This window comes from Sphingomonas sp. Sphisp66, assembly GCF_047324325.1.
GTDB lineage: Bacteria > Pseudomonadota > Alphaproteobacteria > Sphingomonadales > Sphingomonadaceae > Sphingomonas.
Genome location: NZ_CP168508.1, coordinates 4,699,593 through 4,711,874, shown reverse-complemented (window position 1 = coordinate 4,711,874; position 12,282 = coordinate 4,699,593). Strand labels below are relative to the sequence as shown.

The following is a 12,282-nucleotide window of genomic DNA, read 5'->3' as shown; positions in this document are numbered from 1 at the left end:
TGCCGCGCTCCAACCCCTGAGAGTTGAGGAAATGTCCGAAGAATTCTACCGCATGAAGCGCCTGCCCCCGTACGTCATCGCCGAAGTGAATGCGATGCGGGCAGCGGCGCGCGCGGCGGGAGAGGACATCATCGATCTCGGCATGGGCAATCCGGACCTGCCGCCGCCGCCGCACGTGATCGAGAAGCTGGTCGAAGTCGCGCAGAAGCCCGACGCGCATGGCTATTCCCAGTCCAAGGGCATTCCCGGCCTGCGCCGCGCCCAGGCCAATTACTATGCCCGCCGCTTCGGGGTCGAGATCGATCCCGAGACCGAGGTCGTCGTGACGATGGGCTCGAAGGAGGGCCTCGCCAGCCTCGCCACCGCGATCACCGCGCCGGGCGACGTGGTGCTGGCGCCCAACCCCAGCTATCCGATCCACACCTTCGGCTTCATCCTCGCCGGCGCGACGATCCGCGCCGTTCCGACCACGCCCGACGAGCATTATTTCGAGAGCCTAGAGCGCGCGATCGCCTTCACGGTGCCGCGCCCCTCGATCCTGGTGGTCAACTATCCGTCGAATCCCACCGCCGAGACCGTCGATCTCGCCTTTTACGAGCGCCTCGTCGCCTGGGCGCGCGAGAACAAGGTGTGGATTCTCTCCGACCTCGCCTATTCGGAGCTCTATTTCGACGGCAAGCCGACCGTGTCGATCCTGCAGGTCAAGGGCGCCAAGGACGTGGCGATCGAGTTCACCTCGCTCTCCAAGACCTATTCGATGGCCGGCTGGCGCATGGGCTTCGCGGTGGGCAACAAGCAGCTGATCGCGGCGATGACCCGGGTGAAGTCCTATCTCGACTACGGCGCCTTCACGCCGATCCAGGCGGCCGCCTGCGCCGCGCTCAACGGCCCGCAGGACATCGTCGAGGCGAACCGCCAACTCTATCACAAGCGCCGCGACGTGCTGGTCGAGAGCTTCGGCCGCGCCGGCTGGGAGATTCCTTCCCCGCCCGCCTCGATGTTCGCCTGGGCGCCGCTGCCGCCGGCGCTCGCCCATCTCGGCAGCCTCGAATTCTCCAAGCAGCTGCTCACCCATGCCAAGGTCGCGGTCGCGCCCGGCGTCGGCTATGGCGAGAATGGCGAGGGGTTCGTGCGCATCGCGATGGTCGAGAACGAGCAGCGCCTGCGCCAGGCCGCGCGCAACGTGAAGCAGTATCTCAAGTCGATGGGCGTCAACACCACGGCAAAGGCGGGCTGAGCCCCAGCCGGTGCCGCATATCGACCTGCTCTACTCGCTGGCCGGGGTGCTGGTCGGCCTGCTCGTCGGGCTGACTGGCGTCGGCGGCGGCTCGCTGATGACGCCGCTGCTGGTGCTCGTCTTCGGCTTCCACCCGGCCACCGCGGTCGGCACCGACCTGCTCTATGCCTCGGGCACCAAGGCGGTCGGCACCGCCGTCCATGGCTGGCGCGGGTCGGTCGACTGGCGGGTGGTCGGCCGGCTGGCGACGGGCAGCGTGCCGGCGACGATCCTCACCTTGCTCTACCTTGCCGCCGCGCACCGAGACGCCCGGGATACCGGCCACCTGATCTCGACGATCCTCGGCGTCACCCTGGTCCTCACGGCGCTGGCGGTGTTCTTCCGCGTCCGCATCGTCCGCGCGGCGGGGCGTCGTTTCGCGAAACTGGACGAGCAGAAGGTCGCGGCGCTGACCGTGCTGCTCGGCGCCGTCCTCGGCGTGCTGGTCTCGCTCACCTCGGTTGGCGCCGGCGCACTGGGGATGACCGCATTGCTCGTCCTCTATCCCGGCTCGCCGGTCGCCCGGCTGGTAGGGTCGGACATCGCCCATGCGGTGCCGCTCACCTTGATCGCCGGGCTTGGCCACTGGTCGATGGGCTCGGTCGACCTCGGCCTGCTCTTCACCCTGCTGCTCGGCTCGATCCCCGGCATCGTGGTCGGCAGCCTGATCGCGACGCGCGTCTCGGACCGCGTGCTGACCCCGATCCTAGCCACCGTGCTGGCGATCGTCGGGTTCAAGCTGCTGACCTAGCTCTTCGCCGGGGAACTGCCAGGTTGACCTGACGCCCACACCGCGCCACCCCACTCCCATGCGCCAGGGCTTCCGCTTCTCCACCCGCTTCCGCGTCCGCTATTCCGAGATCGACGGGCAGAAGATCGTCTTCAACTCGCGCTATCTCGAATATGCCGACGTCACGCTGGGCGAGTTCTGGCGCTGGGCGGACCTGGGCGAGATCGGCCCCGACTGGCTCGACGCCGAATTCAACGTCGTCAGCGCACGCGTCGACTATCGCAAGCCCTTCGTGTTCGACGACATGGTCGAAGGCTTCGCCCGGGTCGAGCGTGTCGGCACCTCGAGCATGACGATGCGCATCGAGCTCTGCCACGCCGACACCGGCGAGCTGCACACCGAGATCGAGATGGTCAGCGTCCATGTCGACCTGGAGACGCGCAAGTCGAAGCCGATCCCGGAGAATGTGCGGACGCGGCTGGAGGGGCTGGGCGGCTGACTTCATAAATCCTCCCCCGCCAGGGGGAGGTGGCATGCGCAGCATGACGGAGGGGGAGGCAAGCGATCAGCTTGCGATCGATTCCCGCCGCGCCACCGCAACCACCACGATCTGCCGCAGCACGCCCTCGAGATTGGTCAGGACCTGCTCGGCCGAATAGCGCAACACACGCACGCCCTGATCTGAAAGCCAGGCATCTCGAACCGCATCGCGCGCCGGCCTGTCGCCACGGGCATGCGCTTCTCCGTCAACCTCGATCGCCAGCCGCGCAGTCGCGCAATAGAAATCGAGGACATAGTTCCCCGCCGGATGCTGCCTGCGGAAGCGCAGCCCATGTTCGTTCCGACGCAGCGCAAGCCAGAGGCCGATCTCAGGAGGCGTCATCTGCTGGCGAAGGCGCTTCGCATTTCGCCTCCCGCCGTCCGCGCCATCGAGACGCATTGCCGTCCTCCCCCTCCGTCGCCTTCGGCGCCACCTCCCCCTGGCGGGGGAGGATAAGGACCCTCATTCCGCCGCCTTCACTTCGGGCACGTCGTCGCTCACCACATCCTCCGGCAGCGCCCAGAGCAGGTCCCCCTTGCCCAGCGCCCGCCCGTCATGGCTCAGCACCTGCACGGCACGGATCGGCCGGCTGTCGCGCGCGTCGACCAGCACCGGATAGGCCGGGGTACCGGTTTCCCAGCGCTCGCCCCATTGCCTGAGCGCGATCATCGCCGGCAGCAGCGCATAGCCCTTGTCGGTCAGGCGATATTCGATCTTGCGGCGATCGTCGGCACAGGGCTCGCGGACCAGGATGCCCTTGTCGACCAGCCGCGCCAGCCGGTTGGCCAGGATGTTGCGGGCGATGCCCAGCTCGGACTGGAATTCCTCGAAATGATGGAGTCCGTTGAACGACCCGCGCAGGATCAGGAACGACCAGCGCTCGCCCATCGCTTCCAGCGCGGCAGGCAGGCTGCAGTCACTGGCCAGTTGCCGCAGGGATTCTCGAATGGCACCACCCATGACTTGTCATCCTATCGCAAAAGCTGACGCTACGGAATGCCGTAACTTCTTGCATTGCAGCAAAAGTTTCTCGTTGCAACTTACTTCTATGTCAATTAGAAACTGAGTCGCGACTCCGGTCGCAGGTTCACGACCCCCAGGAGGATTTCCCATGACCCGCTTCTTCGCCGCAGCGGCCGCGGCCACGCTGGCCCTCGTCCCCGCCGCCGGCATCGCGCAGGGTGCCCCGAACGGCTATTACGCCGCCACCCCGGTCGCCGCGCCGGCCAAGACCAGCCTCGTCACCCGCTCCACGCTGTGGAAGTGCGGCGCCGGCACCTGCACCGCCGCCAAGGCCAATGCGCGTGACGGCATCGTCTGCGAGCTGGTCGCCCGCGAAGTCGGCAAGCTCTCGGCCTTCCGCGCCAACGGCACCGATTTCGACGCCGCCGCGCTCGATAAGTGCAACGCCAAGGCACACTAAGCGGTATGGCGCCAGCGCCACACCAGCACCGATAAAGCAGTTGAGCGCGGTTCGGAACTTCCGGATCGCGCTCAATTTTATTGCAAAGCAACAGCCCCGGGCCCCATCTAGTTCCCGTGCTGCGCCAATATGAACTTGTTGACCGGGTCCTGAGCTACGACCCCGATGCCGATGAAGCGATGCTCAACCGGGCGTATGTCTTCTCGGTCAATGCGCATGGCAGCCAGAAGCGGGCGAGCGGCGATCCCTATTTCAGCCACCCGATCGAAGTGGCCGGCATCCTCACCGACCTGCACCTGGACGACGAGACGATCGTCACCGCGATTCTCCACGACACGGTGGAGGACACGGTCGCCACGCCCGAGGACATCCAGCGCCTGTTCGGCGACAATGTCGCGCGCATGGTCGACGGCGTCACCAAGCTCTCCAAGATCGAGGCGCAGACCGAGAGCGAGCGCGCCGCCGAGAACCTCCGCAAGTTCCTGCTCGCCATGTCGGACGATGTCCGCGTGTTGCTCGTCAAGTTGGCCGACCGGCTGCACAACATGCGCACGCTGGTCCACATCAAGAACCCCGACAAGCGCAAGCGCATCGCCCGCGAGACGATGGAGATCTACGCCCCGCTCGCCGAGCGGATCGGCATGTACGAGTTCATGAAGGAGATGCAGACGCTCGCCTTCCGCGAGCTCGAGCCAGAAGCCTATGAATCGATCCACAAGCGGCTCGACAGCCTCAAGGTCGAGGGCGAGGACCGTATCGCCAAGATCGCCTCGGGCCTGAAATTGCTATTGTCCCGTGGCGGCATCGATGCCGAGATCACCGGGCGCGAGAAGCACCCCTATTCGATCTGGAAGAAGATGTCGGAGCGGCACGTGTCGCTCGAGCAGCTCAGCGACATCATGGCCTTCCGCGCGATCGTCGATACCGAGGAGGAATGCTACCGCGCATTGGGCGTGATCCACCGCCGCTGGCCGATGGTGCCGGGCCGGTTCAAGGACTACATCTCGACGCCGAAGCGCAACGGCTATCGTTCGCTCCACACCAGCATCATCCATGCCGGCGACACCCGCATCGAGATCCAGATCCGCACGCGCGACATGCACGCCCAGGCCGAGTTCGGCCTCGCCGCCCACTGGGCCTACAAGGCGAGCAACGTCCGGCCCGACACGCAGGTCAGCTGGATCAAGGACCTGATCGAGATCCTCGAGCATGCCGACAGCCCCGAGGAACTGCTCGAGCATACCCGGATGGCGATGTACCAGGACCGGATTTTCGCCTTCACCCCCAAGGGCGAGCTGATCCAGCTGCCCAAGGGCGCGACGCCGATCGACTTCGCCTATGCGGTCCATTCCAACCTGGGCGACCAGGCGGTGGGCGCCAAGATCAACGGCCGGGTGGTGCCGCTGCGCACCGAGATCGCCCAGGGCGACCAGGTCCAGATCCTGCGCTCCAAGGCGCAGGAGCCCCAGGCCAACTGGCTCAACTTCGCGATCACCGGCAAGGCGCGCGCTGCGATCCGCCGCCATATCCGCCACAAGGAGCGCGAGGAGACGATCGCGCTCGGGCGCAAGCTCTATGACGAGATCGTCGAGCGCCTGCCCACCCCGCCGGGCGAGGCGGCGATCCCCGATGCGCTGAAGCGGCTCAAGCTCCAGGACGAGGCCTCGCTGATGGAGGCGATCGCCCGCCGCCAGTTCACCGACGGCCAGGTGATGGAAGCGGTGATGCCCGGCTCCACCGATGGCGAGGACGAGCACGACCTGCCGCCGCAGCAGCACGCGATCGAGATCAAGGGGCTCACGCCGGGCGTGGCGTTCCACTTCTCGGTCGATTGCCGCCCGGTCCCCGGCGACCGTATCATCGGCATCCGCCGCCCCGGCGAGCCGATCGAGGTCCACCGCATCGACTGCCCCAGCCTCGCCGACACCACCGAGGAGGACTGGGTCGATCTCACCTGGGGCGACAAGGCCGAGGGCGGCATCGCCCAGATCGAGATCACGCTGAAGAACGAGCCCGGCGCGCTCGGCGCGGTCGCCACGCTGATCGGCCAGCAAAAGGCCAACATCCTCGGCCTGCGCATGGACAATCGCGACACCACTTTCCACACCAACACGATGGACCTGGAAGTGCGCAACGCCGCGCACCTGATGCGGCTGCTCGCGGCGCTCCGGGCAGCCGACGTGGTCAGCTCGGCGGAACGGGCCTAGCCCGCTCAGCGCAGCAGGTTGCTCCGGGCAAGGTCGATCACTTCGCTCGCATCGCCGTTGAGCACCGCCTTGAGCGCCCACAGGCTGAATCCCTTGACCTGCTCGGCGGTGATCGACGGCGGCATCGCCAGCTCCTGGCTGTTGGTGACGACGTCGAGCAGCGCCGGCCCGGGATAGGCGAGGACCTCCTCGATCGCCGCATCGAGCAGCGCCGGATCCTCGACCCGCACCCCGTGCATGCCCATCGCCCGCGCCACCGCGGCGAAGTCCGGATTCTCCAGATCGGTACCGGTCTCGAGGAAGCCCGCGGCCTTCATCTCCAGCGCGACGAAACCCAGCGATCCGTTGTTGAACACGGCGATCTTCACCGGCAGCTTCTCCTGCACCAGCGTGAGCATGTCGCCCATCAGCATCGACAGCCCGCCATCGCCCGACAGGCTGATCACCTGCCGCCCGGGATGCGAGGCCTGCACGCCGATCGCCTGGGGCAGTGCATTCGCCATCGAGCCATGGGCGAGCGATCCGACCAGCCGGCGCCTGCCGTTCATCTTCAGATAGCGCGCCGCCCATATCGTGCAGGTGCCGACATCGAAGGTGAACACGGCATCGTCCTGCGCCAGGGCGCTCAGCCGCTCGGCGAGATGCTGCGGATGGATCGGAGCCCGGCCCGAAGCGCCGCTGGCCAGCCGGTCCAGCCCGCGCCGGGCCTTGCGATAGCTTTCCAGGCCGGCCTCCAGATGCGCGCCGTCGCGGTCCTCGGCCAGCCGCGGCAGCAGCGCCGTGATCGCCTGGCGGACATCGCCGACGATGGCGAGGTCGAGCGAAACGCGGCGACCGAGATTCTCGGGGCGGAGATCGATCTGGGCGATCTTCGCCTTGGGATAGAATTGGCGATAGGGGAAATCGGTGCCGAGCATCAGCAGCGTGTCACAGGATTCCATCGCCTCATAGCCCGAGGCGAAGCCGATCAGGCCGGTCATCCCGACATCATAGGGATTGTCGTATTCGACATGCTCCTTGCCGCCCAGCGCATGGACGACCGGCGCCTTGAGCCGCTCGGCGAGCGCCACCACTTCGTCATGCGCGCCGGCGCATCCCCGGCCGCACAGCAAGGTGACGCGCGCGCTGGCGTTGAGCATCTCGGCCAGCGCCTCGATCTCGGCCTGGTCTGGCACCACCACGGGCTGACGGATGGCGAGCGCGCGCGGCGCCGAGATCGGCACCTCGCAGGATTGCAGCGCGACATCGCCCGGGATCACGATCACCGCCACCCCGCGCTGGCCGATCGCCGCGCGGATCGCCGATTCGAGCAGCTCGGGCAATTGCGAGGGATGCGTCACCGTCTCGCAGAAATGGCTGCAGTCGCGGAACAGCGCCTCGGGCTTGGTCTCCTGGAAATAGCCCCGGCCGACTTCCGCCGACGGGATCTGCGCGGCGATGGCGAGCACCGGAACGCGCGTGCGATGGCAGTCATACAGCCCGTTGATCAGGTGGAGATTGCCCGGCCCGCACGATCCTGCGCACACCGCAAGCTCACCGGTCAGCGCTGCCTCGGCGCCGGCGGCAAAGGCGGCGACTTCCTCGTGGCGGACATGCACCCAGTCGATGTCGCCGCGCGCCCGCAGTGAATCGGTGATGCCGTTCAGGCTGTCGCCCACCACGCCATAGACGCGTCGCACCCCCGCCGCGGCGAGGATCCCGGTCACGACATCGGCCACTTTCTTCGGCATCGGCACTCTCCGTCTGGCGTCGCGCGCCAGTCTCGGGCGCACACGCGGCGGTGGGAAGCCATATCATCGTATGGCCGCACCGGAGACGGATGGCGCTGCGCCCGGTTCCCCGCTGCGCCTGTCTTGCACGGACAAAAAAGGGGCGAGTCCGACGGGCTTGGGATCCGCCTGACTCGCCCCGACCCTCTCCGACCAAGGAAAGAGGGCCTTTTCCCGAGGGGGAAACTCTACTGCGCCGCGCGCGTCGCCTGGTCCATCAGCGCCTTGGCCGTCTTGATCCCGTCCGCCTCGCTGGTCTTGCCCTGCTGGATCTCGTCGGCGATCTCGAGCACGCGGCCGGCGATCGCCGTGCCGTGATCGGCTTCCTCGGTGATACGGATGCCGCCCTTGGCTGCGGCGATACGGTCCCATTCGCCGCGGATCGCCGCCCAATAGCCCTTGGTCGCCGCCCAGTAATCGTCCGCCGCCTTCACGTCGAAGTCGCTGAACCTGGTATAGCTGTTGAGGACATATTCCTGGACCACCGGGGTGGTGGCGCCGTCCATCTTCAGATTGTCCTGCCAGTGGATCCAGCCCGCCGGCGAGATCGCATGGCGGTTGATTCCCAGATAGCGGTCATAGACCGGCCCGCGCACCGCATCGCGCCGGGCGAGCGGGCGCCAGGTCTCGTTCGACACCCAGCGGCGCTGGCCACCGACCGCAGCCCATTTGCCCCAGCCGCCATAGCGCGGCGAGTCATCGACCTGATAGACAGTCTGCGACCAGGCGCCCTTGCGCTCCGCGGCCGGCACGTCGGTCCAGGTCCAGGCGTCGCGGTCCGAATAGGCCAGCACCCTGGCCGGCTCATACTGCCAGTCCTGGCGCCAGTGCTTGATCACCATCTTCTTGCCTTCGCCCATGTCGACGACGAGGAGGTGCTGGAGGCGAATGGTCTTGCCGCTGTCCTCGATGACGCGAACGACTTCGTTGCCGCCCGAAACCTTGACCGGGATCGGCGTGTAGTCGGCACGCCAGGAGGTGCTCTCCTGCATGTCGAACTTCACCTTGAAGGTGCCGGCCATGGCGAGGATGTCGGCGCGGTCCGCCTCGAAGGCGGACTTCGCCGCGGGCGCCGCGGCCGGCGCCTGGGCAAGCGCCGGCATCGGGGTCAGCAGTGACAATGCGATCGGAAGAAGGAGCTTCATGATCTTGGTCCTCAGAAGCGGTTAGAAACGATAGCTGATCGAGACCGAGCCGTTGCGGCCCGGCTGGGTATAGGAGTCGGAGATCGCCGAGATCGGCAGAGTCGCCGCACCGACCATGGTGGTCAGGCCCAGCCCGCGCACATCGGTCCAGCGGCTGTACTTGCTGTCGAAGATGTTGAACACGCCGGCGCGCAGCGTCAGCCCGTCGGTGACGCGGACGAATGCCGTCGCGTCGAGTACGGTATAGCCATCGGGGCGATAGCAGCCGCCGGTGCACAGGCCCGTGGTCGCACTCAGCTCCTTCTGCGCGGCATGCGTCGCGGTCAGGTCGAGGCCGAAGCGGCCGTCGGGGGCACGATAGCCCGCGCCGATCACCAGCGTCAGCGGATCGACCGTCGACAGCGGCACCCGCGCCCCGTTCGGCTCGATCTGGTTGCCCTGCGCATAGGCCAGCGCCAGCGTGCCCGAGAGGCCATTGGCCGCCTTGGCCTGGAAGCGCGCCTCGGCACCCTTCACCTTGGCGCGGTCGATGTTGATGAACTGGTAGATGGCGGGATTGGCCGGCGTGAAGCCGCCCCCCGTCACTTCCTGCGAGATGAAGTTGTCATAGTCGGCGATGAAGCCGGTCACGTCGAGGCTCACCGGACCGCTGTTCAGGCGGAAGCCACCTTCCCAGCTCTCGCTGGTCTCGGGCCGCAGGTTCGGATTGGGCCGCGAGGTGTAGCCAAAGGCGAGGTTGGAGAAGAACTGGTTCACCTGGCTCGGCTCGGGCGCCTTGAAGCCCTGGGCATAGTTGGCGAAGAAGCGGATCTCGTCGCTCAGCTTCACCACCGCGCCGATCTTGGGCGAGACGCGCGATCCCGATTGCTTCGCCGCGGCGAAGCCCGGCAGCAGCGGGTCCTTGTCGGGCGACAGGTCATAGGCGTCGAAGCGCAGCGCCGGGTAGAGGGTCAGCGGGCCGACCGCGATCTCGTCGGCGATGAAGGCGCCGGCCAGGGTGAAGTCGGTCTCCGGGAAGGCGCGGGTCGGGAAGGTTTCGCCGGCCGGCGGCACCTTGCCGTCGCGCAGCCCCTCCTGATGCGTCTTGCTGATGTCGCCGCCGAACACCACGCGGTGCTTCAGCGCGCCGGTCTCGAAGCGCATGCCGACTTCGACCGAGCCGCCGAACACGGTGTTCTCGAAGGTGTTGAGCCGCTCGCGGTCCGCCGCCGGGGTGCGGTCCTCGTCGGTGAACTGGCGGTTCTCGCCGTCCTGCCAATAGGCGCTCACCCGGGCATGGTCGAACAGGCCGTCGCCCTTCCAGAACCAGTCGCCTGCGATGCGGCCCCGCTTGGTGCTGTCGCGGGCCTGGAGCAGGTCCACCGTGCTGCTGAGGCCGGTCAGCACATTGGTGTCGATATGGCTGTCCTGATATTCGCCGGTGATGCGGAAGCGGTTCTGCGCATCGGGCTCGTAGACGAGGCGGCCGAGCACGGCGTTGGAGCGGCCGTCCTGCGGGTTGGGCTCGGTGCGCAGCGCGCCGGCGCCGCCCACGCTGCCCTTGTTGTCGAGCTCGTGGAAGTCGCGACGCGTGTAAGAGATCATCGCCGACAGGTCGCCGAAGCGGGCGGCGGCGATGCCGGTCTCGGCGAACTCGTTGTCCGCCGAGCTGTAGCCGGCGCGGACCAGCCCGCCGACCTTCTTGTCGCCGCCCAGGAAGTCGGCGGGATCGCTGGTGGTGAAGCTGATCGCGCCGGCCAGGCCGTCGCTGCCATAGAGCGCGGAGGCCGGACCGCGCAGGATCTCGACCGACTTGACCAGCCCGACATCGACATAGTCGCGGCCCGAGGACTGGGCGCCGAAGGCGAAGCCGTCGGGCACGCGCACACCGTCCACCTGGATCAGCACGCGGTTGCCGCCGATGCCACGGATGACGAAGCCTTCATTGCCCGCGCGGCCGGTGGTGCCCTGCGCCGCACCGAAGCGGGTCGGGCCGCGCGGCACGCTGATGCCCGGCTCGTAGCGGACCAGGTCCTTGATGTCGGTGGTCAGCGCGTCGGCCATCTTCCGCTCGTCGATCACGGTGACCGTGGCGGGCACTTCCCTGACGTCGGCGGGGATGCGGGTGGCGGTGACGGTGATCGTCGAATCCTGCTGCGCGTCGGCCTTCTTGTCCTGCGCCTGCGCCAGCGCGGGCATCGACGCCGCCACGGCCCACAGGCTGATCCCCACCCCCAAAACGCCGCGCATGCCCTGAAACCCTTTCTGCTAATGCAAGTGATTCTCAATCGCGGATTGCATTAGGCGGGCGGGGCGATTGGCGTCAACCCCGTAACGACGGGCAGGGCGGAAGGGTGATAGTTGACACTGCTCCTGGCAGAGGCGGGAATACGGGCGGCACGAACGTGACGGCCAAGGCACTTTGCGACGGATCAGAGTTGGCCTTTACAAAGCGAGCTGTGCGGCCTGAACTACCCCTAAATCGACTCTAAGAGGTGTCTCAGCGATGGGCGAGAACAGCGCTGAAAGGCTTGACGAGGATCTGAAGCACCTAATCGAGATGGCCAGGAACAAGGCGACCGAACACCGCGTGCTGGCGATCGTCTGCTGCGCTTTCATTGAGGACGCCCTGACCGGCGTGATCAGCGTTCGCCTCCCTGGGATCACACCTGAACTGAAAGCGAGAATGTTCGGCTCCGAGAAGAGTGCTGGTCCACTATCGGCGGTGGTCAGCAAAATCGACTTCGCGCAGGCCCTTGGTGCCCTGACCCCGGGCGCGGCCGAGGAGCTACGGCTGATCGCGCAAATCCGGAACAGGTTCGCGCACCGCATACGTGTTGCGAGTTTCGAGGATAGTCCTGTGCGGGATCTCGTGGTTAAGCTCGACATGGAAGAAAAGCTGGTGGGGTTCCTCAAGGCGCATGGCGCTGAAAGGCCCTCAGCACCGTTCGGCCAGTCTTTGTCCGGACAGTTTGTATTTACCGCCGCCCGCCTAGCGCAGGGCCTTCGCCGCCTTATCGATCAGCCGACGGGGCACCTAAGTGCCCTCTCCGAGCCGGCCTGAGAGCGCCAAAAGCAAGTGTCAAACTTGCCAGAAGCATAGTGTCCCACTTCACAGGGGCCTGTCCTACAGGCACTCGTTCTGCTAATGTTCCAATCAGCCCCAGGGCCGCTCTTTGACACCGTGGATCGCAAGTGGAGCACCGTCCGCA

11 protein-coding genes are annotated in these 12,282 nt (G+C 66.8%); 6 read left to right on the top strand and 5 right to left on the bottom strand.

The window, feature by feature from the left end:
* The first annotated feature begins 31 nt into the window (after positions 1 to 31).
* Genes ACEN8G_RS21730 through ACEN8G_RS21720 form a run of 3 tightly spaced genes read left to right on the top strand, consistent with a single transcriptional unit; the run spans position 32 to position 2,505 of the window.
* Positions 32 to 1,237, top strand: coding sequence for an LL-diaminopimelate aminotransferase (locus tag ACEN8G_RS21730; protein WP_307116441.1), 1,206 nt, complete (start codon positions 32 to 34; stop codon positions 1,235 to 1,237).
* A gap of 10 nt (positions 1,238 to 1,247) precedes the next feature.
* Positions 1,248 to 2,027, top strand: a complete 780-nt coding sequence (locus ACEN8G_RS21725) for a sulfite exporter TauE/SafE family protein (RefSeq protein WP_413414152.1) — start codon at positions 1,248 to 1,250, stop codon at positions 2,025 to 2,027.
* A 58-nt stretch (positions 2,028 to 2,085) separates the two neighbouring features.
* Positions 2,086 to 2,505 (top strand): acyl-CoA thioesterase, encoded by a 420-nt coding sequence (locus ACEN8G_RS21720; RefSeq protein ID WP_413414151.1) that lies wholly within the window; start codon positions 2,086 to 2,088, stop codon positions 2,503 to 2,505.
* Positions 2,506 to 2,571: 66 nt separating this feature from the next.
* Here ACEN8G_RS21720 and ACEN8G_RS21715 read toward each other — a convergent pair whose 3' ends face one another.
* Both ACEN8G_RS21715 and ACEN8G_RS21710 read right to left on the bottom strand, forming a co-directional pair.
* Positions 2,572 to 2,946, bottom strand: coding sequence for an endonuclease domain-containing protein (locus tag ACEN8G_RS21715; protein ID WP_413414150.1), 375 nt, complete (start codon positions 2,944 to 2,946; stop codon positions 2,572 to 2,574).
* Between the two features lie 63 nt (positions 2,947 to 3,009).
* Positions 3,010 to 3,507, bottom strand: a complete 498-nt coding sequence (locus ACEN8G_RS21710; RefSeq protein WP_307116446.1) for a winged helix-turn-helix transcriptional regulator — start codon at positions 3,505 to 3,507, stop codon at positions 3,010 to 3,012.
* Between the two features lie 151 nt (positions 3,508 to 3,658).
* On the opposite strand from ACEN8G_RS21710, the gene ACEN8G_RS21705 reads away from it, so the two are divergent.
* Positions 3,659 to 3,970 (top strand): CC_3452 family protein, encoded by a 312-nt coding sequence (locus ACEN8G_RS21705; RefSeq protein WP_413414149.1) that lies wholly within the window; start codon positions 3,659 to 3,661, stop codon positions 3,968 to 3,970.
* Between the two features lie 116 nt (positions 3,971 to 4,086).
* Positions 4,087 to 6,177, top strand: coding sequence for a RelA/SpoT family protein (locus ACEN8G_RS21700; RefSeq protein WP_413414148.1), 2,091 nt, complete (start codon positions 4,087 to 4,089; stop codon positions 6,175 to 6,177).
* Positions 6,178 to 6,182: 5 nt separating this feature from the next.
* Here ACEN8G_RS21700 and poxB read toward each other — a convergent pair whose 3' ends face one another.
* The 3 genes from poxB to ACEN8G_RS21685 all read right to left on the bottom strand — a co-directional run bounded on the left by poxB (position 6,183) and on the right by ACEN8G_RS21685 (position 11,320).
* Positions 6,183 to 7,907, bottom strand: a complete 1,725-nt coding sequence (gene poxB / locus ACEN8G_RS21695) for a ubiquinone-dependent pyruvate dehydrogenase (RefSeq protein WP_413414147.1) — start codon at positions 7,905 to 7,907, stop codon at positions 6,183 to 6,185.
* Positions 7,908 to 8,134: 227 nt separating this feature from the next.
* The gene (locus tag ACEN8G_RS21690) at positions 8,135 to 9,091 is read right to left on the bottom strand and encodes a DUF6607 family protein (RefSeq protein ID WP_413414146.1); all 957 of its coding nucleotides are present in this window, start codon (positions 9,089 to 9,091) and stop codon (positions 8,135 to 8,137) included.
* A 21-nt stretch (positions 9,092 to 9,112) separates the two neighbouring features.
* Complete coding sequence (locus tag ACEN8G_RS21685) at positions 9,113 to 11,320, bottom strand: TonB-dependent hemoglobin/transferrin/lactoferrin family receptor (RefSeq protein ID WP_413414145.1); 2,208 nt, start codon at positions 11,318 to 11,320, stop codon at positions 9,113 to 9,115.
* A gap of 256 nt (positions 11,321 to 11,576) precedes the next feature.
* Here ACEN8G_RS21685 and ACEN8G_RS21680 point away from each other — a divergent pair, with 256 nt between their 5' ends.
* A complete protein-coding gene (locus ACEN8G_RS21680) occupies positions 11,577 to 12,134 on the top strand; it encodes a hypothetical protein (RefSeq protein WP_413414144.1) in 558 nt (185 codons plus the stop codon).
* The last annotated feature ends 148 nt before the right edge of the window (positions 12,135 to 12,282 follow it).